We start from the raw sequence: 23,653 nt of genomic DNA on the forward strand, positions 1-23,653 counted from the left end.
GTCGCCTGGGTGGAAATTTACCAACTGCTTGGGGCTTCTCTAAATGACGGCCGCATCAGGCCTGCGCCCCATCTATGCATGCGCGGGATGGGAAATCGATCTTGCCAGACGGGAATTGCGCTCTCAGGGAGTGCCCGTGCCGTTGGGTGGACGGGCCTTTGAGATCATTGCGGAATTGGTCCAGGCAGAAGGCGAACTGGTTTCCAAGAGTGATTTGACCAAGCGGGTCTGGCGAGGGGTATTCGTCGAGGAGGGCGCGCTTCGTGTGCACATCGCGGCGATCCGCAAGGCCCTCGGTCCCGATCGCGACATGCTGGCCACGACGGTCGGCCGGGGATATCGCCTTCTGGGATCATGGCAGATCCGGCATGTCGATGCGCCGGCTCAGCCGGCTGCGCCCGAACTGTCGCCGTCTACCAACATTCCGGCCGCGACGTTCAATCTCATCGGTCGCGCTACGGCGATCGCTCACCTGTGGGAGCTCCTGTCTGCGTATCGAGTGGTGAGTCTCGTCGGACCCGGCGGGATCGGCAAGACAGCGCTGGCGCTACAGGCGGCCAGATCGCCGCCGGCCGGAATGACGGCCGACCGGTTCCTCATCGAACTGGCCTCGCTTTCGAATCCCGAACTCGTGCCTTCAGCGGTTGCCGGCGTGCTCGGTATCAAACTGGAAGGCGAAGATATCTGCGCAGAGGCCATCGCGCGTGCCATCGGAGCGCGGCAATTGCTGGTCGTTTTCGACAATTGCGAGCATGTCATTGGTGCCGTAGCCAAGCTGACGGAGACGATCGTCAGCCGCTGCCCCGGCACCACCACTATCGCGACCAGCCGCGAGGCCCTGCGCATCGATGGCGAACATGTCTATCGCGTGCCTCCACTGGAAGTGCCGCCTGAGCCTCTGCTTGCACCGGACGCTATCTTTGAACACACCGCAGTCGAACTGTTCATGACCAGGGCGAAGGCGCAGGGTTCTAGCTTCGAGCGCGACGAGGAGAATCTTGGCGCCATTGCCGCTATTTGCCGCCGGCTCGACGGCATTCCGCTCGCCATTGAGTTTGCCGCGGCACGCGCGGCGATGCTTGGCCCGCCCAAGATCGCGGCGCTTCTGGACGACAGATTTAAGTTCCTCACGACGGGCCGGCGCACTGCGCTGCCCCGGCAGCAAACGCTGCGCGCGACGCTCGACTGGAGCTATGACCTGCTGCCGGAGGCGGAGGCGCGGGTCCTGCGGCGGCTCGGCATCTTCGCCGGCGATTTCCTGCTCGACGCAGTGATTGCGGTTGCCGGCGATCACGAGAGGGACGAAGTCACCGACCACCTCGCCAATCTGGTCGCAAAATCCCTTGCCGTCGCCGACATTCGTGGCGACCGGCCGCACTACCGCCTGCTGGATACGACGCGCGCTTACGCGCTGGAAAAGCTGCATGGCTCAGGGGAATATTTCGATGCAGCGCGCCGTCACGCGCAATATTATCGCGTTTTCTTCGCCAATGCAGAAGCCGAAAGCGAGCTGAAGCCGCAGGCGGAGTGGCTTGCCATTTACGGCCGGCATATCGACAACGTGCGTGCCAGCCTTGATTGGGCATTCTCCCCCAGCGGCGATGCGCAGACTGGCGTGGCATTGACCGCGGCCGCGGTGCCGCTCTGGGTACAACTGTCGCTGCTCGCGGAGTGCCGCGAGCGCACCGGGTTGGCGCTGGCAAGGATCGATGAAGGTTGCCCGGAAGCATTGCGCCTGCGCATGCAGCTTTCGGCCGCACACGCCTGGTCGCTGATGTATGGCGTCGGTAGGGCCCGCGAGGCCGGTCCCGCCTGGGCCTTGGCGTTGCAACTCGCAGAGCAACTCGGCGACGCCGATTATTTGCTGCGCGCGCTGTGGGGACTGTGCATCGATCAGTTCAACAACGGAGAATTTCGCAAGGCGCTGGAGTTTGCGCACCGCTTCGCCGAAATCGCAGGTGGCTCGAGCAACTCCGTCGACCTGATGATGGCCGATCGGCTGCTGGCTACCACGCTGCACTACCTCGGCGACCAGAACCTCGCGCATCATTACATCACGCGGACCTTGTCGCGCCTTTCGGATCTATCGCCAAAGCCGCAGGTGATCCGCTTTCGCTTCGACCTAAGAGTATCGGCGCACTATTTCCAGGCTCGCATCCTGTGGCTCATGGGGCTAGCCGACCAGGCCTTGCGCGTGGTCGAACACAACATCGAGGAAGGCCGAGCGAGCGGCCACGCGCTGACGTTCTGCAGCGTGCTGGGGCAGGGCGCCTGCCCGATCACTTTCCTTGCCGGCGACCTCGATGCGGCGGAACGCTACTGTGCACTGTTGATCGAGCATACCGAGCGGCACCCGATCCGCCTGTGGAATTTGTGGGCCCGCGCCTTCAGAGGCATGGTGATGGCTAAGCGCGGCGGCGTTGCCACGGGATTGCCGGTGCTGCGGAAAGCGCTCGAGCTGGCGGGCGAGGCGCGGTTTTTGCCGCGCTTCCTGCTTCCTCTTGGCGAATTGGCGATCTGTCTCGGCGAGGCAGGCGACGTCGCGCAGGGGCTTATTGCCGTCAATGAGGCGCTTGCGCGTTGCGAGGCGAGGGAAGAGCAATGGTACCAGGCCGAGCTGTTGCGCATCAAAGGCGAGCTGCTGCTCCACGCCGGTGAACGTCGTTCGCTTGTCGCCGCCGAGCAGTCCTTCGACAAGTCGCTCCAGGTGGCGCGCAGCCAGGGCGCGCTGTTTTGGGAGTTGAGGACGGCAATCAGTTTTGCGCGATTGAGAGCCACCCAGGACCGTCCTGCCAACGCGCACCACATCCTTGCCTCCGTGTACGGAAAGTTCACCGAGGGGTTCGAGATTTCGGACCTGAGAAGCGCAAAAGCAATGATGGCGCAGTTTTCCACCGAGTGAGCCGCGAGCTGCGGCCCACGTCGTCCAAGTCGTGTCACCGCCCGCGTGTCGCCATGCGCGACCTTTTCTGAATTTCCCGGTTTTTGCATTCGCGCGTCTTGCAACGGCCGGGCCATTGAGATATTTGTAATACATCACTACTATACTAAAAGGAATGAAGGTTGGACGCTCGCGGTTCCATTCGAGTTGATAGCGATGTCTTGATTGTCGGGGGCGGAGCAGCCGGTGTTGCGGCAGCTATCGCCTCGGCGCGCAAGGGGCTGAGCGTTACGCTGGTCGAGCGCTACGGATTCTGTGGCGGCGGTGCCGTCGCCGGGCTCTCGGGCACTGTCTGCGGTCTTTACGAAGCGACAAACAATGTTGCGGCGGGCCCGCAACAGGTCGTTTTCGGCTTTGCCGACGAGTTTTGCCGTCGGCTTGAGGCGATGGGAGGGTTGGGCGAGCCATTGCTCTACGGCAAGACATGGGCTCGCGTCCACGATCCGCTGGTGTGGCGTGAGGCTGCCGACGCGATGCTGCGGGAGGCAGGCGTTCGCGTCATCTTCCATGCCGTCGCCCAGTCCGTGCGAATGGAAGGCGACAAGGTCGAAGGACTTGGCATCTGGACCAAGCAGGGGCCGGTGGATGCACGCGCGAAGGTCGTGATCGACGCGAGCGGCGATGCCGACGTGGTCGCGATGGCGGGACTGCCGAGTTTCATCGGCGACAACGGAGCGGTGCAAAATCCGACGATGATCTTCCGTATGATGGGAGTCGATGTCGACCGCTTTGTCGGCGAATACGGCGTGGACACGATCATGCCGGAGAAGGTCTCCGCGATGATCCGAGCCAAGCATAATGCCGGCGACTACAAGCTCCCACGCGCCAAGATCTGGTTGTTTCCTACCACTCGTCCGGGAGAGCTACTGTGCAATTGCACGCGCGTGATCGGGCCCGATGGCCGAGAGCTGAACACGCTTTCTTACCAGGACTTTACCGACGCGGAAATCGAAGGTCGGCTGCAGGCTCGTGAATATGCGCGCTTCTTCCGTGACAATCTGGTCGGTTGCGAGAGCGCTTTCCTGAATGATACCGGCGTTCAGGTCGGCGTGCGCCAGACCCGCCAGGTGTCGGGCGTGAAGACGCTCGCGAATTCAGACGTCGTTCGAGGCGCCAAGTTCGCCGACGGCATCGCCGTGTCGCCCTGGCCGATCGAGTTGCACTCGGGAGACAAACCCAGGGTGGAGTGGCTGCTGAACGACTATTACGAAGTGCCTTACGGATGCTTCGTCCCCGAGCGTGGCGAGGCGCTGCTGGTCGCGGGTCGGTGCTTGTCGGCAGAACATGAGGCCGTGGCCTCGGCACGCGTGACCGCGCAATGCTTTTCCTATGGTCACGCAATAGGTCTCGCCGCGGCGATTGCAGTTCGCGAGAACGTGCTGCCCCGCGCTATCGACGGCAAGGACGTCAGGGCTGCGGTCAACGCGGACGGCGCGCGCATTGGATGAGGACAATCCCGAAATGATCAAGTTTGAAATCAATGGGGCGATTGCGATCGTCACAATAAATCGTCCTGAGCGCCGCAATGCGTTGGGGTCGCAGTTGATGCGAGAGCTCGGGGAGGCGCTATCCGGTGCCGAACAGAACCATGCGGTAAGGGCGGTCGTGTTGACCGGTGCGGCGCCGGCATTCTGCGCCGGGAGCGACCTGAAGGAACTGGCTGGTCTATCGATAGCGGATATGTGCAAGCATGAGTCGGAGACGGCTGCATTCGCGCGTGCCATTGGTTATCGCGCAAAGCCGGTCATCGCCGCGGTGGAGGGGTATGCACTTGGCGGCGGCTTTATCCTTGCCGCATCCTGCGACATCGTCGTCAGTGCCTCCACGGCGCGCTGGCATTTGCCCGAGGCGCCAAACGGCTGGCTGCCCCCTTGGGGGCTGGCAGCGCTGCTGGCGCGAACTGGACCCGTTCGAGCGCGCCGTTTGACCTGGGGTGCTGCGCCGATCGACGGTGTCGAAGCGGCTCGTATTGGACTGGTTGACGATGTGGTCGAGCCGGGTGCGGCGCTCGAGCATGCGATCAGTGTGGCCGACGGGCTCGCCGCGGTGCCACGGGAAGCGATCGCGTCCACCAAGCGATTCTTTGAACCATTCATCATGGCGGATGCGGAGCGCCTGGATGAAGTCGCATCCAGGGAGTTCGCGTTGAATTGCGAAACGCCGAGCTCGCGCAAGACCTTCGAACGTTTCATGGTGAAAGCGTGAGCAAGATTGTTGATGCCGCGACCGCGGTCGCTTCGATCCCGGATGGATCCACTGTCGGCTGCGTCGGTGTAATCGGCTGGGTGACGCCGGATGCGCTGCTCAGAGCGCTCGGAGAGCGTTTCCGCAAAACGGCGTGTCCGAAAGATCTGACGTTCTATTTCCCTGTCGGGACGGGCGATGCCCAAGGCATCAGGGGAATGGATCACGTCGCGCAAGAAGGCTTGATGAAGCGCATCGTCGGCGGATCCTACATCAATCCGGTCGATCCGACGACGGGCAAGCGCCCGGAGTTGATGCGCTTGATCCGTGAAAACAGAATCGAAGCCTATTCGTGGCCGATCGGAGCGACCATGCATTGGCTTCGCGAAGTTGCGCGTCGTAGCCCCGGTTACATGACACGGATCGGTCTCGGGACCTACATCGATCCCGAAAACGGCGGTGGCAAGTTCACCGAGCGCGCACAAGATGATCTGGTCCGGCGAATCGATTTCGAAGGTCAACCGTATCTGTTCTATCCGACGTGGAAGCTCGACACGGTCTTTGTCTACGCCTCATCGGCGGACGAGGAAGGCAACCTCTCATTCGAGAACGAGGCGCTCGTCTCCTCCAACATCGCGCTGATCCTTGCGGCCAAGGCGCATGGTGGCCGTGTCATAGCTCAGGTGCGCCGAGCGGTACCCCATGGAACGCGGCCCGCTTCGGAGGTGCGGATTCCCGGCATGTTCGTGGACGCCGTCGTGGTCGATCCGTCGATGATGATGACGACTGACGTCAAGTTCGAGCCAGCCTACTTCGGCGGAGAACGGCGTCCCTTGTCGCAGCTCCCGCCCATTCCGATGTCGGCGGACAAGGTCGTTGCGTTGCGTGCAGCGAAAGAAGTCCGCAAGCGAGAACTATCCATCTTCGGCTTCGGGGCTGCCGCCGATGTACCCTTGGTGATGGCCGAGCAGGGGGTGTTCGAGAACGGTGGCCTCAAGGACTACTGGTTCACGACCGAGCACGGTTCCTACGGGGGCATCGTGATGTCCGGTTGGCAGTTCTCAGCCAACCTCAATCCTGATGCGATCTTGGACGGGGTCTACCAGTTCGATGCCATCGACGGCGGTCTTTGCCGGTTTGCAGCGCTGGCCTTTGCCCAATTCGACCGCGGTGGTCTGGTCAACGTTTCCAAATTCGGTGCCGCAAATCCCGGCGCCGGCGGCTTCATCGATATCGCGGAAAACGCAGAGCGGCTGGTGTTCACTGGCACTTTCACCACCGGCGGCCTCGACGTCGCATTCGCAGATGGAAAGCTGTGCATCATCAAAGAGGGTAAGGTACGCAAATTCGTCAACAAGGCCGAACACATTACCTATTCCGTGATCGATGGTGTGAAGCGTGGTCAGACGGCCCGCGTGATCACCGAGCGCGCCGTGTTCGAGATCACGGCCGAAGGCCTGACCCTCACCGAAGTCGCGCCAGGGATCGATGTTCGCCGCGACGTGCTCGATCAGATGGAATTCGCCCCATGGAAGGTGGCGGACGACCTCAAGCTCATGGATGAGGCGTTCTTCCTGGATATACCTCGCCAGGCGAGGGCCAGTTGAAGGTCGCCAAACACTGATTCGATCAGGCTACGCCAGTCCGATCCCGCGCTCGAAGATCTTGCGCGTGTAGCCTTCGATCTGGTCCATCAGGGCCGTAGCGTGGGCAAGCGCCTTCTTCTCGTCCTGCCGTGCGACGGCGCGCGCCCGCTCGGCATGCAGTTTACCCATCGCTTCGAGGTTCTGCAGGTCGGACTCATATTTGTAGTAGAAGCGCCGGGACATCGCGTGGAGCGGTGAGATCGATCGGGCTGCAAAAGGATTGCCCGCCGCCTTCGCGATGAGCTGATTCGCATTGAACACCTCGCGTAGGTATTTTTCCAGATTGCCCTGCTTGCCGGCCGCATCGATTTCGTTGGCCGCCGCAATGAGCCGCTCGCGATCGGTAGCCATGATCCTTCGTGCCGCTCGTGTGGAAATGAAAATCTCAAGTTCCCTGCGGAATTCGATGACGAGCAACTGCTCATGGAGATTGATCTCGGTGATCATCAAGCCGTGCCGCGGCAAGATGCTGACCAGATAGTCTGCCTGCAGGCGCTTGACTGCTTCGCGGACCGGCGTGCGGCCAATCCCGATCTTGTCGGCAAGACCCTCTTCGGACCAGTGGCTCCCAGGAGGAAGCTGCAAGGTGACAATCATCTCTTCCAGGCGTCGATGCGCAGCATCGGCCTGTGATTCTGTTGTGACATCGATCGCAGCTTTCTTACCCATAAGATGTCTAAGCCTTTGCAGTACACCGGGTCGTATTGAAGAACTCGCAAGCACCAGTCAACCGAGCAGCGCCTGATCTATACCGGTTTGTTGTCCGTCGCCGTTCCCGCGACCTTTCTCCGACAGCCTTAGCCGACTGCTCTTCGGTCGCTCGGCATGCGAACGAGGCCGCCAGGCTTGACGCTTGGCCCGTAAGATATTACTAGTACGTTAGTGAGATAATACAAATATCGTCAGGGAGAGAGACGTGCTCGGGTCAAGAGGATTTCTGCTCACAGGATTGATGGCGTGCAGCCTGCTCGCGGCGCCGGCTGTTAGCGCTCAAGATGTCGTCAAGATCGGTCAGATCGAGGCACTAACGGGCGCCACCGCCACCTATGGATGGATGTCGGCGCAAGGCACCAAGGTTGCCGTCGAGGAGATCAATGCCAAGGGCGGCTTCAAGGTCGGCGACAAGACCTACAAGCTCGAATTGATCCAGGCGGATACGCGTGGCGAGCCACGCGAGGCGACGGTTCAGTTTCGCAAGATGATGGAAGACAAGGTTCGCTTCGTCTTCGGTCCATTCCTGACCAATATCTTCAACGCCATTGAACCGATCGCGAACCAGAATAACGGCAAGTTCCTGCTGTTTTCAGGAGCCACATCGGCCCATGCCGCGCTTGGAAAACCGGATCACGACTATCTGTTGCGCACCTGGAATTGGGATGCCGGCTCGGCCGGGTTCGGCCAGTTGATGGTCGACTACCTGAAGAAGCTGAACACCAAGAAGGTGGCGATGCTGTTCCAGAACGATGCCTTCGGTAAGACCGCCGTCGACATCTATACGGGCCTGTTCAAGACTGCCGGCATCGAGCTTCAGGTCGAACTCTTTGAACCGGGCACGAAGGACTTCAGTGCGGTACTTGCGAAGCTCGCCGCCGGGAAGCCCGATATTCTCTTCCCCGGCTATTCGGATGCGGTGCTCTACGACATCGTGCGGCAGGCGACTGAATCCGGTTTCGCGAACCGCTTTTTCCTGGTTCGTGGCTCGATCGGCCCCGCGCTCAAGAACAAGGACGCCATCGCGGACTACGTAGCCTACGTTCCGAAGTACTTCGAGGAAGCGGAAAAGAGCGAGCCGAAGGTCAAGGCGTTCATCCAGAGTTACAGGAAGACTTTCAATCGGGAATTCCCCTATGATCAGGCGCCTCTGTGCTCGTCGTCCTGCTACGACCATGTCTACATGCTCGTCCAGGCGATGCAGAGCGCAGGTACGGTCGACGACATTTCCAAGATCCGGTCCACGTTGCTGGCCATGACTTACGACGGGTTGTGGAAGATCCGATACGACAAAACCGGAGAGGCGGTGTTCGGGTTCGACGTGGTGCATGTGCGCAAGGGCGGTTCGATTGAAATCGTCAAATACGACCCGACCAAAGAATAGCTGAGATTGTCGCACTTCGGCTTTCCCGGAATGCTCGTCCGGGAAGGCCATTCCATCGGTGAGGGAGGGGCACTTGCCCCGGCCCGTTCTCCCAACGGACACAGTATCCATGTCGCAGCTAATTATCGGGCAGATGCTCAACGGCGTGATCGTCGGCTCGCTCTACGGCATCATCGCGCTCGGCGTGACGCTCACTTTCGGTTTGACCGGCATTGTGAATTTCGCGTTAGGCGCCTTCATGATGCTCGGCGCCTACGCAACGTGGTATTTCTACGACGTACTCGGCTGTCCCTATGCATTGGCCGTGCTTGGTGCCGTCGGCGCCGTCAGCGTCGTCGGTTACGTCTCGGATCGTGCGCTGTTTCAGTTCACGCGCGGCAATCTCGTCAATGGCCTTCTTGTGTCGATCGGCATGATCTCGGTATTCGAGGCGCTCGTGCTCGCGGCCTTCACCACGACGCCGAAGGACCTCACTTACGTGCTGCCTGGCGCGTTGAACATCGCGGGGATTGTCCTTCCCAAGATCAAGGTCGTTGTCTGCGTCGTCTTCCTGGCCGTGATATTCGGCACTTATGTCGCGTTGACACGCACCTGGCTTGGCCGTGCGGCGTTCTCTTATGCGCAGAATCCCGAGGCCGCTGCGCTGATGGGGGTTCACACCGGACGGCTGCAGACGATCGTCGTCGTGTACTCGACAGCGCTCGCAGGCCTTGGTGGCGGACTCTACGCCAGCATGTACTCCATCGAGCCGACGATCGGCTCCGGATACATCCTGAAGGCGGTGGAAGCTGCGATCCTTGCAGGTGTCGGCAGCGTCATTGGAGCGCTGGGCGGTGGCATCATTCTCGGTATCAGCGAGAACATAGGCTCCGTCTTCCTTCCATCCGCCTTCCGCGACGCCTACGGGCTCGTCTTCCTGATCGCGATTCTCCTCGTTCGTCCGGCTGGCCTCTTTGGAGATCGGCCATGAGATATGCGATCGCCGTCGGATTGCTCGTCGCGCTCCTGGCGCCGCTCACAGCTCATAGCGATTCGCTTCTTGCCATTGCGATTTACGCCTTCATGGCCGCATCTCTGGCCGTGAGCTTCAATCTGATATTTGGATTCACTGGCCAGTTGTCGATGTTCCATGCCGCATCGTTCGGCGTGTCGGCCTATATCGTCACGATCCTCGTCACGACGTTCGGCTGGAATTTTTGGTTGGCCATAGCGCCCGCTCTGGCCGTCGTTTTCGTCCTGTCGCTGATCGTTGGAACGATCTGTTTCCGATTCAAGCTGAAGGAATTCTATTTCGCCGTCGTCACGATGGCGTTTTCGGAGGTGCTGCGGCTGATCATACTGAACTGGAAAGGAATGACGAACGGCTCACTCGGCATCACCGTTGTCGACAAGCCGAGCCTCTGGACGCCGATTGGCAACGTTGCGATTTCGGGCGGGGTTGCCTGGTACTACCTGACGCTGGCGCTGTTGGTTATCGTGTATGTTGTCTGCCAAGGGGTCCTTTCATCGTGGATCGGACGCTGCCTTGCGGCGATCCGCCTGAATGACCAGCTAGGCGAAACCCTGGGTATTGATGTTTTCAAGTACAAGCTACTGAGCTTTGCGATCGGAAGCGCGCTCGCAGGCTTGGTTGGAGCTTTCTATGGGTTTTATTCAGGTTTCGTTGAGCCGCACTATCTCTCGATACCGCTCGGGCTTGACATTATTGCGATGGTTCTGCTCGGCGGGGTTGGGTCGCTGATCGGGCCCGTGATCGGCGCGTTCGTGTTGACAGCGCTTCCGCACGTCATCGAGTTGAGCGCGGAGCTCCGCATCGCGCTCTACGGTTCGATTCTGGTCTTTGTCATCCTGGTCATGCCGAAGGGCATCGTGGGCCTGATCGGGAGCAAAAGAAATGCTGCTTGATATCCGGAATCTGACCAAGCGGTTCGGCGGCCTAACGGCCGTTTCGAATGTCTCCTTCGGAATCGAGCGGGGCGAAATCATCGGGATCTTCGGGCCGAACGGCTCCGGGAAGACCACGACGCTCAGTCTGATCGCGGGAATTCTCCAGCCGACGCAGGGCAGTATTCTCTGGAAAGGCGAGGATATCAGCGCGCTTCCGCCGTTTGAAGTCGCGCAGCACGGATTGGTGAAGACGTTTCAGAATCCGCAACTGTTTCCAGAGCTGACTGTCGCCGAGCACATGCGCATTGCGTGTCACCTCCACATAAAACGCACGTTGGGCTTCGGTCGCCTGTGGACATTGTTCGGAGGTATGCCCGCTGCACTGAACGGTACGTTGACTCGCAAGATCGACCAGATGCTCGAACTGTGCAGGCTGGCCGACAAGCGGAACGAAGAGGCGGGGGCTCTGTCCTATGGCGGTGAGAAGATGTTGGGCGTGGCGATGGGAATGGTCTGCGAGCCGGAGTTGCTGTTGCTCGACGAGCCGGCCTCGGGTCTTGGCCACGACGAGATCATGAACCTCGATGCGGTGCTGCGCGATTTGAGAACGCACGGGGTGACGCTCTGCATCATTGATCACAAGGTCGGGTTCCTGGGCCGGCTGGCGGATCGGTCGATTGCACTTCATCACGGCGCGGTCATCGCCATCGGCAAGACCGTGGACGTTCTAGCCAACGAGGCAGTCGTCGAAGCCTATTTGGGCAAGAAGCATGCTTGATGTCTCCGATCTCAACGTCAGTTACGGCAAGCAGAGGGTCCTTAGAGGCGTCTCCTTCGAGCTTCAGCAGGGTGAAGTCGTCACGCTGATCGGGCCGAATGCCGCCGGAAAATCGACGACCTTGCGCACGCTTGCCGGATTGAAGAGGAACGACTCCGGCAAGATCGCCTTCGATGGCAGTGACATGGCTTCGATATCGACAGCCGAGCGTGTCAAGTGCGGGCTGGTGCTGGTTCCGGAAGGCCGCCAGATCTTTCCGCGAATGTCGGTCCTCGAGAACCTGTTGATGGGAGCTTACCATCGGTCCGATCGCGACCATGTCGAAGGCGACATCGAACGAATCTTTTCCATGTTCCCTCGCTTGCGCGAGCGCAGCACGCAGCGAGCTGGCTCGATGTCCGGGGGCGAGCAGCAGATGCTCGCCATCGGACGTGGATTGATGTCTCGGCCGAAGTTGATGCTGCTCGATGAGCCGACGCTCGGTCTCGCGCCGATCATTATCGAAGAGCTTGGGCGGATCATCCGCGAGCTGGCCAAGGAGGGCCTAGCGATCCTGCTCGCCGAGCAGAATGCGGTGATGGCACTGGGATGCGCGGATCGCGCCTACGTGCTGCAGTCCGGCAACATCGTGACATCGGGTGATGCGAAACATCTCTCGGAAGCTCCCGAAGTCAAGCAGATGTATCTCGGCGCGTGAAGTCTATTGGCTGGTGATCCATGAACGAAAAGCAGGAAGTTGTTGGTCTCGAGAAGCGGGGGGATATTGCCGTCATCACCTTGTTGAGGTCTTCGCGCCGCAATTCGATGAATCAGGATCTCGTGGACGGGGTGAAGGCGGCGCTGATCGAGCTGGATCGCGATGACAGTGTCGGTGCCATTGTCCTCGTCGGTGCGCCACCTGGCTTTTCCGCCGGCAGCGACCTGAAGTTCATCGGTGCGCTCGGTCTTGAGGCGATGGGGCGGTTCGAGCAGGAATGTGGAGACTTGGGCCGCCTGATCGGTTTCATCAGCAAGCCCGTCGTTGCCGCGGTCGAAGCGTTCGCGATCGGCGGCGGATTTACATTCGCCACCTGTTGCGACGTCGTTGTCGCGGGGCGCGGATCGAAGTGGAGCCTGCCTGAGGTCCCGCATGGCTGGCTCACCCCCTGGGGCATCAAGTCGCTGGTTGCTCGCGTAGGGTTGGTCAAGGCTCGCTTGCTCTGTTTCTGCCTTGAGCCGCTGACTGCCGAAGGGGCGCGAGAACTCGGCGTGGTTGACTATTGTTGCGACGATGGCGAGGCGCTTTCGACCGCTATCAGTATCGCTGAAAAGCTGGCCTCGCTTCCGCGGCCGGCGGTTGCGGCAACCAAGCGCTTCTTTTCCAGCTATCTGATGGAAAATGCCGAAGCGATGGACTTCGAAGCCAATCGCCTCTTCCTCGACAATTGTCGGGAGAGAGCGGCCCAGGCGACCCTCGACAAGTTCCGGCACCGTTGATGGCTGCCATCCCAACCAGGAAGGACTGGACCGATGCTTCTTGACCTCAACGAAGAAGAAAGGCTCCTGAAAGAAGGTCTTGAACAGTTCGCAGAAGGCTCAATCCGGCCGAAGATCAAGCCGTTTGTGGATCGGCATGAGTTTCCCACCGAACTTGTCAGAGAGTTTCTCTCACTCGGCTTCATGGGCACCGCCTACGATCCGGATTTTGCCGGCGGCGGACTTGGCACGCGAGGCGCGGCGATCGTGGCCGAGACGCTGGCTCGCGCAGAACCGGGATTCGCCGCGATCTATCTTTGCAACAGCGCACCGATGACGGTGATCGCGCGCTACGGTTCCGACGAAGTCAAGAAGAAGTGGCTGGAGCCGCTATGCCGCGGCGATTTCATCGCCTCGTTCGGTGTCACCGAGCCCAGCGGCGGGTCGGACGTCGCCAGCATCAAGACACGGGCTGTGGAAGATGGCGATTCCTTTGTGCTGTCGGGATCGAAGGTGTTCTCCACCAATGCCGGCACGCCTCTGCACGGAGCATCGACGTTCGTCGCTGTCACTGACCCCGAGCTGGGCCCCAAGGGACTCTCGACCTTCGTCGTACCGGTTGGAACGCCTGGCTTCAAGGTCGGCAAGCCCGGCCGCAAGATTGGCTGGCGGATTGCAGATTCGGTGGAACTGTTCCTCGACGAATGTCGCGTACCCAAAGCGAATATGATTGGCGAGCGCGGGGACGGGCTGAAGCAGATACTGACCACCCTCAGCATCGGCCGTATTCTTGTCGGTGCCACTGGCCTGGGGCTCGCCCGCAAGGCGATGGACCTCGCGAAATCCTATGGGACAGGCCGCAAGGTTGGCGGGGTGCCGATATTCAAACACCAGGGACTGACATTCCCGCTGGCCGATGCGCTTACGAAAATTCACGCGACCGAGCTCATGATCCGCAATGCTGCCTGCTTGGCAGACGCAGACCGGCCATTCCGTCTCGAGACATCCATGGCCAAGTTGTTTGCGACCGAAATGGCTAGTGAGGTTGCCGATATCGCCCTGCAGGTTCACGGCGGCTACGGCGCGTTCGAAGAGTATGAGGTATCAGGGCTTCTCGGCGAAGCCCGGGTCCTTCGTATCCTTGAGGGGACAAGCGAGATCCAGCGTCTGGTGATCGCGCGTGAACTGATGGCGTAACGCTCCGCTAAGAGTAGAGGTGCTCGATAGTCGGAGCGCGTCGGCGCTTAGCCCAGCGCTGAACCGATCACCTTCAGAGGTGACGTCAGGTGGCGATCCATTGCCCCTTCACTGACTCGCGCTGGTCGCGGCAACAGGCGTTGTCGCGGTCGCCCGCTTGCCGACTGCCAGATATACCGCAGCCGATACGCCGATGCCAAAGAGCCAGCTCAGATCGGCGCCGCCGAGCAGACCCGTCGAGATTGGTCCCTGCAACGCGCTGACGAGGCCGTCTTCGACCGACCAGCCTGCAACGAGACCTGCCAGGAAGGCGATGATTCCGCCCCAATTGATATCGCCATAGGCGCTGGTTTCCGGCGAGCGGTAGAGCTCGGCGACGTCGATCTGGCCCTTTCGCTTGATGTAGAAGTCGGCGAGCACGACACCGGCCCACGGGCTCATCCACAACAACAGGCTGATCATCCAGTTGTCGAACGCCTTCGCAAAGGACGGTGCGAAGATGAAGTAGAGCGTGACCAGGTAGCCGGCGATGCCGACGATGATCGCTAGCGCGACGCGCGAGAGCTTGAGGCCTGCGCTAAGCGCGGCGAGCGCAGCCGAATAGACATTGAGGATATTGGTCGCGATCGGTCCGTGCAGCACCATCAGCAGCACCAGGATGCTGGTCGGACCGCCGAACACCGCGCTGACCATCTTGGCCGGATCGGTATCCAGTGTCGTGCTGGCGATCGTCGCGCCCAGGATGGCGAGCCACACGCTCGGGACGAACATGCCGACATAGCTGTACCAGAACACGGAGCTCGAGGGCACGCTCTTCGGCACGAAGCGCGAATAGTCCGATGCCCAGGTGACCCAGGAGATGCCCCAGCCGACGCCGATCGCCGTCATCAGCAGCGTCAGCATCGCCAGATGCGCGCCACCCGAAAGGGACGTGGTGAGGCCCCAATTGACGACGCCCGGACGCGACCACGCCAGTACGCTCATCAGGATCATGATGGCAACCGTCGCTGGCACCGTGTACTTCTCGAAGGTCCGGATCGCGTAGAAGCCGTACACGCCGATCCCGACCTGCAGCACCATCACCAGCGTGATGATGATGATCTCGACCAGCCAGGTGTCGGGAATGCCGAACTGACCAAGGATGGCGACTGCGATCTTCACGGGGAAGTAGGTGTTCACGCCGATCCAGCACAGCGTCATCAGGAACATCAGGATGCTCGGCAGATAGGCGCCGCGAACGCCGAAGGCCGAGCGGCTCAAGACCATTTGGTTGACGCCGGTCCTGTGACCCATCACCGTAAAGGACGCGAAGATCGCGCAACCGATGATGTTGCCGATCACGATCACCGCGATCGTTTCCATAAGGCCGAGCTTCAGGATGATGCCAAGCGCGCCGAGGGCCCAGTTGACCGGCGCGATATTGGCGCCTGCCCAGATCCACATCTGCTGCGGTCCGGTGGAGTCTCGGTCGGCGTCAGGAATAGGCTCGATGCTATGAATATCGGCGCGAAGCTCGGAATCCGTCATGACATCCCCCGTTCAATACGAAGCACGCTTCGTAATCGGCGGGCGGAGCAACAATCGTGCCATGGAAGTAGGGTGTAGCCGCGAAGCCTGCTGCTCCGCGCGCCGACGCGGCGGGTGGTTCGAAGAATTGACGCTGTCTTTTCAAGGCCGAGACGGCATCGCTCTTGGTCGATGTCGACGTGCAGGCCGGCTGTTGCATCGCTTGGTCATGCCAGTCCGGGCGTCAGCAGAGCCGGGACCGCAATAGCGAGCGTGCGATCACAGATTGTGCAGCCCGCGCCAAAAAGACAGCCAGCGGCTCATGTTCCATCTAGTCGAAAAGGGCAGTGGCGCTGTCGCGACTGGCGTTGCCTGCAACGATGCGTTGCATCATTTCGATGAACAAGCCGCGTTCCTTCTCTTTCAAGCCGGCAAGAGTGGCGCGATGGGCGGCCCGCGCCGATGCCTCGATCCGGGAGAGCAGGGCCGTTCCGGCCGATGTCAACCGGCACAGCCGGGCGCGTCGGTCGTCCTTGTTGACGGCCCGTTCGACCAGATTGCGGGCAGCGAGCCGCTTCAGCGCGCCGGTCGTCGTGGTCCGATCCAACGCGATATCGCCCGCCAAGGTGGTCTGATCGGCGGTTCCTCGCACCGCCAACGCCGAAAGCAGGCTGTATTGCAGTGGCGTTATTTCGAATTCGCCGCACGCTTCCTGGAACAGCGCGACGTGGATCTGATGCAGGCGCCGGATCAGGAACCCAGGTCTTTGTGACAACGGCCAAGGTCGATGTCTGATCTCACCACGACGGTTCTTCGCTTGCTGCAACGCACACTCTCCAGCCTTGGAACGTGGCGCGACTAGCCCGATTCGGACGCACGCGCCATCACCAGATCATGGCATGAAGCTTGCTTTTTGGAAAATACGAAGCATGCTTCGTATTTCCGCGAGAGCGGGACCAACCCGCCGGCGAGAGCTTAAGGAGAACATTCATGTCCATCAGCGCCAGCTTCGACCTGCTTTTGCGTGGCGGCCGCGTCATCTGTCCGTCCTCCGGCATTGATAGCATCCGGGATGTTGCCATTCGCAACGGCAAGATCGCGGTGGTGCAGGCCGATATCCTGCCAACCAGCGCGAGGGAAGTGATCGACGTCGCCGGCAAGCTGGTGTTGCCGGGACTGATCGATACGCACGCGCATGTCTATCAATATGTCACCGGACGTTTCGGCATGAATGCCGACATGGTCGGAGTGCAGTCGGGCGTCACAACGCTGGTCGATCAGGGCGGTCCATCCTGCATGACGCTTCCGGGCTTTCGCCACTTCATCGCCGAATCTGCGAAGTCGCGCGTCTATGCGTTCCTGTCGGCCTATCTCGTTGGCGGGCTCGAAGGACATTACTATCCGCAGCTCTATAGCCCCGAGGGTGTCGACATCGACGCCACCGTCAAGGCGGCGAGGGCCAATCCTGATATCGTTCGCGGCATCAAGGCGCATGCTGAGATCGGCGGCTTTGCACGCTGGGGCATTCGCGTCATCGAAATGTCCGCGGAGATCGGTCGCCGCGCCGATCTGCCTGTCTATGTCCATTTCGGTCAGCTCTGGGGTCTGCCCGAAAGCGGTGCGAACGGCGAGGATGCCGACACGATCCTGACGCGTGTGATCCCGCTGTTGCGCGAAGGGGATATCTTGGCGCATCCGTTCACGCGCCATCCCGGCGGCTTCGTCAACCGCGAGGGCGAGGTGCATCCGGTGATCCAGGCAGCGCTCGACCGAGGCCTCAAGGTCGATGTCGGTCACGGCAGCCATTTCTCCTACCGGCTAGCCAAGAAGGCGATCAGTGCCGGCATCGTTCCGACCACGCTCGGCGCCGACATCCACGGCTACAACACCCATGTGCCCGCGCCGGCCGGTACACCGGAACAGCACGAGGATGAAGAAAACCATCCGTTCGCCGGCCAGGCAAAGTTCAGCCTGGTGCAGGCGATGAGTTCGATGATGGCGCTCGGGCTCTCGCTCGAGCAGGTGGTGCCGATGGTCACCTCCAATCCGGCGAAGATGCTTGGCCGTGATGAGGAGATCGGCGCGCTCAAAGTCGGCAGGGATGCCGATGTCTCGGTGCTCACGGAGCACACCGGGCGATTTGTCCTTCGCGACAACGAGAAGACTGAAGTCATTGCCGAACGGCTACTGCAGCCGACGTTCTGTTTGCGTGCCGGCACGCGCTACGACGCGGTCGCGCCGATCCTGCCGCAAGCGGTCGCGGCGTAGGGAGGCCGTAGCAGCCGATCGGGGGACGCCACTATGCGCAACGAGCGTGACTTTTCTTCCGCACCAGGGGCAGGCGCCGGGCAGGGCGTCGGCGCGCGGCTGCCGCGCAAGGAGGACGATCGGTTGATGCGTGGCCGCGGCCAGTTCGTGGCCGACATTCGTCTCGCCGGGCTGCAGGATGTTGCGTTCGTGCGCAGCCCGCTGGCCCATGCGCGCATTCGTGGCATCCATGTGCCCGAGCAATACCGCGCAAGCGTGTTCACCGCCGCCGATCTCGTCGGCGTCAAGCCGATCCGCGCGGTGTCGGCGCTGCCGGGCTTCAAGATTTCCGAACAGCCGGTGCTCGCCACCGGCAAGGTCCGTCAAGTCGGCGAACTCGTCGCGATATGCGTGGCGCCGACGCGTGCCGAAGCCGAGGATATCGCGGCTTCTGTCACGCTCGATCTCGAAGAGCTTCCCGCGGTCTACGACATGCTGAAGGCGCGCGAACCTGGTGCGGCGCTGGTGCACGAGCACTGGGGCGACAACGTCTTCCTCGAGACCAATTATGAGGTCGACATCTCAGCAGCGCTGGATGCGCCGATCAAGGTGACGCGCGAGATCTCGACCGCACGACAATGCATGTCGCCGCTCGAAGGGCGCGGCGTGGTCGCCACTTTCGATCACCGGCTCGATCAGCTCACGCTCTATTCCGCCGCCCAGATGCCGCACGTCACCCGCAGCGGCCTTGCCGAGTGCCTTGGCATGGAGGAGGGGAGGATTCGCCTGATCTCGCCCGATGTCGGCGGCGGCTTCGGCCACAAGGGAATTCTGCTTCCCGAGGAAGTCTGCCTCTCCTGGCTGACCATGCGCTGTGGCCATCCGGTGCGCTGGACCGAGGATCGCCGCGAACATCTCACCGCGAGCTCAAACTGTCGGGAGCATCATTACAACATCACGGTCTATGCCAACAGTGACGGAACGCTGCGCGGCATCGATTGTGAGGCAACGGTCGATTCCGGTGCCTACTCGTCCTATCCGTTCTCGGCATGCCTCGAGGCGGCGCAGGTCGCAAGCATCCTGCCCGGTCCCTACCTGATGCCGGCCTATCGCTGCCGAACCTTTTCGGTCGCGACCAACAAGTGCCCGATCCTGCCCTATCGTGGCGTCGCGCGCACCGGGGTCTGCTTTGCGCTGGAACTGATGCTCGATCTGGTTGCGGCGGAGGCGGGCCTCGAGCCCGGCGAAGTGCGGCTGCGCAATCTGATCCAACCGGAGCAGATGCCATACGACAACATCACCAAGAAGCACTTCGACAGCGGCGATTATCCCGAGGCGATGCGGCGGGCTCTGGCGGCGATCGATATCGATGCGGTGCGCGAACGCCAGCGCGCGGGAGAGCCTGATGGACGGCGGATCGGCATCGGCGTCTCCATCTATTGCGAGCAGGCGGCACACGGCACCTCGGTCTATGCCGGCTGGGGCATTCCGATGGTGCCGGGCCACGAGCAGGCATCGGCACGGCTGACGCCCGACGGCGGTCTCGAACTGCGCGTCGGCGTGCATTCGCACGGGCAGAGCATGGAGACGACGCTTGCCCAGGTCGCCCACGAGATGCTCGGCGTCGATGTCGGAAGCGTGCGCATCATCCTTGGCGACACCGCGATGACGCCCTATTCGACGGGTACCTGGGGCTCGCGTTCGATGGTGATGGCGGGTGGCGCAGTCGCCACCGCGTGCCGCGAACTCGGCGAGCGCGCCAGGCGCATCGGCGCCAAGCTGTTGCAGCACGACCCGGCATCGGTGGTGCTGCAGAACGGCGAGGTGCGCGGCGTCAACGGCAGCGTGACGTTGAAGGAGATCGCCTACACTTGGTATCGCCGCCCGCAGGACCTGCCTGCCGATGTCGATCCCGGCGGGCTTGAGGTCACCGCCGGCTACAAGCCGCAGCGTGACAGCGGCACCTTCAGCTATGCAGCGCATGCAGTCGTTGTCGCTGTCGATCGCGATTTGGGAGAGGTCGAAATCCTCGACTATGTCGTCGTCGAGGATGGCGGCGTGCTGGTCAATCCGATGGTCGTGGACGGCCAGATCTATGGCGGCCTCGCGCAGGGCGTCGGCACCGCGCTCTACGAGGAGATGCCGTTCGACGGATCCGGCCAGCCGCTCGCGACGACGCTCGCCGACTATCTCCTGCCCGGACCGACCGAAGTGCCCGCACCGCGCCTCGACCACATGGAGACGCCGTCGCCCTATACGCAATTCGGGGTGAAGGGCATCGGCGAGGGCGGCGCGATCGCACCGCCGGCCGCGATCGCCAATGCCGTCAATGATGCATTGAGACCGCTTGGCGTCGAGATGATGCAATCGCCGATCACGCCTCACCGCATCGTCGAGGCCATCCTGGCCGCTCGCGATGCAAAAAGGACGGCGGCATGAAACCCGCGCCCTTCAGCTATGAGCGTCCACGCGATCTGCCGGCGGCGCTTGCGCTGCTGGCTGAAACCGACGGTGCGGCAAAGATCATCGCCGGTGGGCAGTCGTTAGGTCCGATGCTGAACCTGCGGTTGGTCCAGCCGGAATTGGTCGTCGACATCACTGGCCTTGCCGAACTGAAACAAGCCGAGCGACGCGGCGACGAGCTTGTGCTCGGGGCCTGCATCACGCACGCCGATATCGAGGATGGACGAACGCCGGATGTGACGCGTGGCGCCATGCGGGGTGTCGCCGCCAACATTGCCTATCGCGCCGTGCGCAACCGCGGAACGATCGGCGGCTCGCTCAGCCATGCCGATCCGGCCGCGGACTGGGTGTCGGCGCTTGCAGCTTTCGGCGCCCGATTGACGCTGCGCAGCCTTGCGGGGGCACGCACGGTCGCGCTGGAAGATTTCATCCTTGGAGCCCTGGAATCCATTTTACGTCCGGGCGAGATCGTCGCGACCATCCATGTTCCGGCGCGGCCGCCATCGGCGCATTGGGGTTACGTCAAGAGCTGCCGCAAGACCGGCGAGTTCGCGCATGCGCTCAGCGCCGTCATGATCGATCCGAGCGCCGCGACGGCGCGCGTGGTGATGGGCGCCATCGACACCGCGCCGATCGTGATCACGGATGCTGCGGAACTGTTCGGTGGGCGCATCGCCGGCGACTACAAGGAGCGCCTTGATACGCGCGTCGTCGACGCTCTTCTCGCCAAGAGTGGCATCGATAATGCGGCCGACCGACATATCCATGTCAGCGTGCTCAGGCGCGCGGTCCGCGAGGCGGCCGCATGAACATGATCGCGCTCAACGTCAACCATCGTGCGGTGCAGGCGGTCGCGGAGCCTCGCACGAGTCTCGCCGACTTCGTCCGCGACAAGCTCGATCTGACTGGCACGCATCTCGGTTGCGAGCATGGTGTTTGCGGCGCCTGCACGGTGCTGCTCGACGGCGTGCCGGCGCGCTCATGCATCACTTATGCGGTGGCTTGTGAGGGCGCCGATGTCACCACCATCGAAGGCCTCGATGAGGACGACATCACGACCGAATTGCGCGCGGCTTTCACCCGCGAGCACGCTCTGCAATGCGGCTATTGCACGCCGGGCATGCTGGTCTCCGCGCGCGACCTCGTGGTGCGCCTGACTACTGCCGATGAGCGCCAGATTCGGACCGGGCTGAGCGGCAATCTCTGCCGCTGCACCGGCTATGTCGGTATCGTGCGTGCGGTGCAGTCAGTGATCGAGGCACGGCGCGCCCGTAACATCGCGCCCGAGCCGGACGGCGGCCGAAAGCTCCTGGGTCCGGCCGGCTCTGGGCGAAGTGAGCGAGAGGGGGCGATCCAGGCGCCGCGACCAATCCACGCTGAACCCGCCTATGCATCCGAGACGATGGCAGCGCCGGCCGAGATACCGGACTTCGCGCCGGCCAACAGGCTCGAAAGGGAGTTGATCCTTCTGCACTCGCCAACGGATGTCTTTGCGATGTTCGACGACATTGCGGCCGTCGCGGCCTGCTTGCCAGGAGCGTCGTTGACGGCAGCGCCGAGACCTGAGCGGGTCGAGGGTGCTATCCGCGTCAAGCTTGGTCCGGTCGCCGCGACTTTCCTGGGTATGGCCCGCATCGAGCGCGATGCCAAGAATCTCGCTGGCCGCATCGTCGGTATCGGTAACGACCGGCGCAGCCGGTCAGCGACGCAGGGCGAGATCCGCTACCAGTTAACACCGATCGAAGATGGCGCGGCAACGCGCGTCGTTCTCTCCATCGGATACACACTGACGGGAATGCTGGCGCAGATCGGGCGGCCGGGACTGGTGCGCGACCTCTCCGAGCGGCTGATCGCGGAGTTTGCCGCCAATCTCGATCGCCGCATGTCGGGAGCTTCGTCCGAGCGGGCAACCGCGACGGAGTTGCAGGGATTGTCCATGATCTCGGGAGTTCTGCGCGCGCGCATGGCGCGCTGGTTCCGGCGCTTCGTTAGACGAGACGGAGCGGCGTGATGTTTCGGCGTCTCCCCATGTCGCGGGGCGGCGAGGTCGGTACTGCTCGGGAATCAACAGAGGGATTGGAGAGCCACATGGTAAGGACTTCCAAGATTGTTCCGGCAATTGCGCTGGCGGCGGTTTTGCTTGGCGGCGGGGCCAAGGCGCAAACCATCAAGATCGGTGTTAACGAGCCACTTACCGGCGCGTTCGCCGCGTCCGGCACTTATGTTGTCAACGGCGCCAAGATCGCGGCCGACGAGATCAACGCCAAGGGCGGCATTCTCGGCAAGAAGATCGAGCTTGTCATCGAGGACAACAAGAGCAATCCGACCGAAGCTGCCGCCGTCGCCGAGAAGCTGATCACCAGCGACAAGGTGCCGGTGCTCATGGGCGCCTGGGGTTCGAGCCTGACGCTCGCGGTGATGCCGAAGCTGATCGAGTACGAGACGCCGATGGTCGTCGAGACGTCGTCGTCCAGCAAGATTACCACTACTGGCAACCCCTTCATCTTCCGCATCTCGCCGCCATCGTCGGTCGAGGCGGCGGCTTTCAAAGGGATCGTCGACAAGCTCGCGCTCAAGAAAGTCGATTTCCTCGTCATCAACAACGACTGGGGCCGCGGCACGGCGGACGATTTCGGCAAGATGATGAAGGAAAAGGGGATCGGCATCGGCCTGGTCGAGACCATGGACCAGGGCGCGCAGGACATGAGCGCGCAGCTCTCCAAGATCAAGGGCTCGGACTCAGAGACCGTCATCGTTACGACCGCGGTCGACCAGCTCACCTTGATCTTCAAGCAGGCGGCGGCGCTGGGCCTCAAGAAGCGCATCATCACCACCGGCGGCTCGCAGAATCCAGATCAGATCATCGCGCAGGCGGGCGCAGCGGCCAACGGCACTATGCATCTGACGACCTTCCTGCCCTGGTTCCCCGAGAAGACGCCGAATCCGGAAGCGACCAACTATTTCGTGTCGGAATGGAAGAAGCGCGGCTTCGACTTTGCCGGCTGCACCGAGAGTTTCCGCGGCTATGACGGCATCCGTACTGCGGCGGCCGCGATCGAGAAGGCGGGCAAGGCGGAGCCCGCGGCCATCAAGGCGGCGCTGTGGGACATCAACGTGAAGGGCTTGAACGGCGATATCGTGTTCCGCAAGTCCGGCCCGGAAGGCAAGGAGAGCGGCCAGAGCCAGCCGAACGTCTACCTGATCGAGATCAGCGACGGCAAGGTCGACATGAAGACACTCTGATCTCGCGTCAT

At 61.9% G+C, this 23,653-nt stretch carries 19 protein-coding genes; 16 read left to right on the top strand and 3 right to left on the bottom strand.

Annotated features, from left to right (window positions below):
• Positions 1-136: 136 nt before the first annotated feature.
• The 4 genes from AC5ZG1_RS11260 (at position 137) to AC5ZG1_RS11275 (ending at position 6,732) form a co-directional block, all read left to right on the top strand.
• Entirely contained in the window at positions 137-2,902 is a 2,766-nt protein-coding gene (locus AC5ZG1_RS11260) for an ATP-binding protein (protein ID WP_456641970.1), read from the top strand.
• Between the two features lie 200 nt (positions 2,903-3,102).
• Positions 3,103-4,389, top strand: a complete 1,287-nt coding sequence (locus AC5ZG1_RS11265; protein WP_496132889.1) for an FAD-dependent oxidoreductase — start codon at positions 3,103-3,105, stop codon at positions 4,387-4,389.
• A gap of 13 nt (positions 4,390-4,402) precedes the next feature.
• A complete protein-coding gene (locus AC5ZG1_RS11270) occupies positions 4,403-5,146 on the top strand; it encodes an enoyl-CoA hydratase/isomerase family protein (protein ID WP_496132890.1) in 744 nt (247 codons plus the stop codon).
• Positions 5,143-6,732: an acyl CoA:acetate/3-ketoacid CoA transferase gene (locus AC5ZG1_RS11275; protein WP_456641973.1), complete on the top strand. Its 1,590-nt coding sequence runs from the start codon at positions 5,143-5,145 to the stop codon at positions 6,730-6,732. Before AC5ZG1_RS11270 ends, AC5ZG1_RS11275 begins: the two co-directional genes overlap by 4 nt.
• Before the next feature lie 27 nt (positions 6,733-6,759).
• Here the strand turns inward: AC5ZG1_RS11275 and AC5ZG1_RS11280 are convergent, their stop codons facing one another.
• Positions 6,760-7,494: a GntR family transcriptional regulator gene (locus tag AC5ZG1_RS11280; protein ID WP_245474555.1), complete on the bottom strand. Its 735-nt coding sequence runs from the start codon at positions 7,492-7,494 to the stop codon at positions 6,760-6,762.
• A 193-nt stretch (positions 7,495-7,687) separates the two neighbouring features.
• Here AC5ZG1_RS11280 and AC5ZG1_RS11285 point away from each other — a divergent pair, with 193 nt between their 5' ends.
• The 7 genes from AC5ZG1_RS11285 to AC5ZG1_RS11315 all read left to right on the top strand — a co-directional run bounded on the left by AC5ZG1_RS11285 (position 7,688) and on the right by AC5ZG1_RS11315 (position 14,183).
• Positions 7,688-8,866, top strand: a complete 1,179-nt coding sequence (locus AC5ZG1_RS11285) for an ABC transporter substrate-binding protein (protein WP_496132891.1) — start codon at positions 7,688-7,690, stop codon at positions 8,864-8,866.
• A 109-nt stretch (positions 8,867-8,975) separates the two neighbouring features.
• Entirely contained in the window at positions 8,976-9,836 is an 861-nt protein-coding gene (locus AC5ZG1_RS11290; protein ID WP_456641975.1) for a branched-chain amino acid ABC transporter permease, read from the top strand.
• Positions 9,837-9,856: 20 nt separating this feature from the next.
• A complete protein-coding gene (locus AC5ZG1_RS11295) occupies positions 9,857-10,771 on the top strand; it encodes a branched-chain amino acid ABC transporter permease (protein ID WP_496132892.1) in 915 nt (304 codons plus the stop codon).
• Positions 10,761-11,531 carry an ABC transporter ATP-binding protein gene (locus tag AC5ZG1_RS11300; RefSeq protein ID WP_496132893.1) on the top strand — a complete coding sequence of 257 codons (771 nt, stop codon included), beginning with the start codon at positions 10,761-10,763 and terminating at the stop codon, positions 11,529-11,531. Before AC5ZG1_RS11295 ends, AC5ZG1_RS11300 begins: the two co-directional genes overlap by 11 nt.
• Complete coding sequence (locus AC5ZG1_RS11305) at positions 11,524-12,228, top strand: ABC transporter ATP-binding protein (protein WP_496132894.1); 705 nt, start codon at positions 11,524-11,526, stop codon at positions 12,226-12,228. The genes AC5ZG1_RS11300 and AC5ZG1_RS11305 overlap by 8 nt, the downstream gene beginning before the upstream one ends.
• 20 nt (positions 12,229-12,248) lie before the next feature.
• A complete protein-coding gene (locus AC5ZG1_RS11310) occupies positions 12,249-13,007 on the top strand; it encodes an enoyl-CoA hydratase/isomerase family protein (RefSeq protein ID WP_496132895.1) in 759 nt (252 codons plus the stop codon).
• Between the two features lie 33 nt (positions 13,008-13,040).
• Positions 13,041-14,183, top strand: a complete 1,143-nt coding sequence (locus tag AC5ZG1_RS11315; RefSeq protein ID WP_496132896.1) for an acyl-CoA dehydrogenase family protein — start codon at positions 13,041-13,043, stop codon at positions 14,181-14,183.
• A gap of 108 nt (positions 14,184-14,291) precedes the next feature.
• Here the strand turns inward: AC5ZG1_RS11315 and AC5ZG1_RS11320 are convergent, their stop codons facing one another.
• Together AC5ZG1_RS11320 and AC5ZG1_RS11325 are read right to left on the bottom strand one after the other, a co-directional pair.
• Entirely contained in the window at positions 14,292-15,710 is a 1,419-nt protein-coding gene (locus AC5ZG1_RS11320) for a cytosine permease (protein WP_496132897.1), read from the bottom strand.
• Positions 15,711-16,020: 310 nt separating this feature from the next.
• Positions 16,021-16,464 carry a MarR family winged helix-turn-helix transcriptional regulator gene (locus AC5ZG1_RS11325; protein WP_496132898.1) on the bottom strand — a complete coding sequence of 148 codons (444 nt, stop codon included), beginning with the start codon at positions 16,462-16,464 and terminating at the stop codon, positions 16,021-16,023.
• A 215-nt stretch (positions 16,465-16,679) separates the two neighbouring features.
• Here AC5ZG1_RS11325 and AC5ZG1_RS11330 point away from each other — a divergent pair, with 215 nt between their 5' ends.
• The 5 genes from AC5ZG1_RS11330 (at position 16,680) to AC5ZG1_RS11350 (ending at position 23,642) form a co-directional block, all read left to right on the top strand.
• Entirely contained in the window at positions 16,680-17,957 is a 1,278-nt protein-coding gene (locus tag AC5ZG1_RS11330; RefSeq protein ID WP_496132899.1) for an amidohydrolase/deacetylase family metallohydrolase, read from the top strand.
• A 33-nt stretch (positions 17,958-17,990) separates the two neighbouring features.
• On the top strand, positions 17,991-20,375 hold the full coding sequence (locus tag AC5ZG1_RS11335; RefSeq protein WP_496132900.1) for a xanthine dehydrogenase family protein molybdopterin-binding subunit: 2,385 nt from the start codon (positions 17,991-17,993) through the stop codon (positions 20,373-20,375).
• Positions 20,372-21,208: an FAD binding domain-containing protein gene (locus AC5ZG1_RS11340; RefSeq protein WP_496132901.1), complete on the top strand. Its 837-nt coding sequence runs from the start codon at positions 20,372-20,374 to the stop codon at positions 21,206-21,208. The genes AC5ZG1_RS11335 and AC5ZG1_RS11340 overlap by 4 nt, the downstream gene beginning before the upstream one ends.
• A complete protein-coding gene (locus AC5ZG1_RS11345; protein ID WP_496132902.1) occupies positions 21,205-22,410 on the top strand; it encodes a xanthine dehydrogenase family Fe-S subunit in 1,206 nt (401 codons plus the stop codon). Before AC5ZG1_RS11340 ends, AC5ZG1_RS11345 begins: the two co-directional genes overlap by 4 nt.
• Before the next feature lie 77 nt (positions 22,411-22,487).
• A complete protein-coding gene (locus tag AC5ZG1_RS11350; RefSeq protein ID WP_496132903.1) occupies positions 22,488-23,642 on the top strand; it encodes an ABC transporter substrate-binding protein in 1,155 nt (384 codons plus the stop codon).
• Positions 23,643-23,653 lie beyond the last annotated feature (11 nt).

Source organism: Bradyrhizobium sp. Leo78 (assembly GCF_059512425.1).

Excerpts from the sequence above, each read along its gene's own strand:
- AC5ZG1_RS11305 (WP_496132894.1), top strand. The coding sequence starts at position 11,524 with ATGCTTGATGTCTCCGATCTCAACGTCAGTTACGGCAAGCAGAGGGTC.
- AC5ZG1_RS11335 (WP_496132900.1), top strand. The coding sequence starts at position 17,991 with ATGCGCAACGAGCGTGACTTTTCTTCCGCACCAGGGGCAGGCGCCGGG.
- AC5ZG1_RS11290 (WP_456641975.1), top strand. The coding sequence starts at position 8,976 with ATGTCGCAGCTAATTATCGGGCAGATGCTCAACGGCGTGATCGTCGGC.
- AC5ZG1_RS11310 (WP_496132895.1), top strand. The coding sequence starts at position 12,249 with ATGAACGAAAAGCAGGAAGTTGTTGGTCTCGAGAAGCGGGGGGATATT.
- AC5ZG1_RS11340 (WP_496132901.1), top strand. The coding sequence starts at position 20,372 with ATGAAACCCGCGCCCTTCAGCTATGAGCGTCCACGCGATCTGCCGGCG.
- AC5ZG1_RS11350 (WP_496132903.1), top strand. The coding sequence starts at position 22,488 with ATGGTAAGGACTTCCAAGATTGTTCCGGCAATTGCGCTGGCGGCGGTT.
- AC5ZG1_RS11320 (WP_496132897.1), bottom strand. The coding sequence starts at position 15,710 with ATGACGGATTCCGAGCTTCGCGCCGATATTCATAGCATCGAGCCTATT.
- AC5ZG1_RS11315 (WP_496132896.1), top strand. The coding sequence starts at position 13,041 with ATGCTTCTTGACCTCAACGAAGAAGAAAGGCTCCTGAAAGAAGGTCTT.
- AC5ZG1_RS11345 (WP_496132902.1), top strand. The coding sequence starts at position 21,205 with ATGAACATGATCGCGCTCAACGTCAACCATCGTGCGGTGCAGGCGGTC.
- AC5ZG1_RS11300 (WP_496132893.1), top strand. The coding sequence starts at position 10,761 with ATGCTGCTTGATATCCGGAATCTGACCAAGCGGTTCGGCGGCCTAACG.
- AC5ZG1_RS11330 (WP_496132899.1), top strand. The coding sequence starts at position 16,680 with ATGTCCATCAGCGCCAGCTTCGACCTGCTTTTGCGTGGCGGCCGCGTC.
- AC5ZG1_RS11270 (WP_496132890.1), top strand. The coding sequence starts at position 4,403 with ATGATCAAGTTTGAAATCAATGGGGCGATTGCGATCGTCACAATAAAT.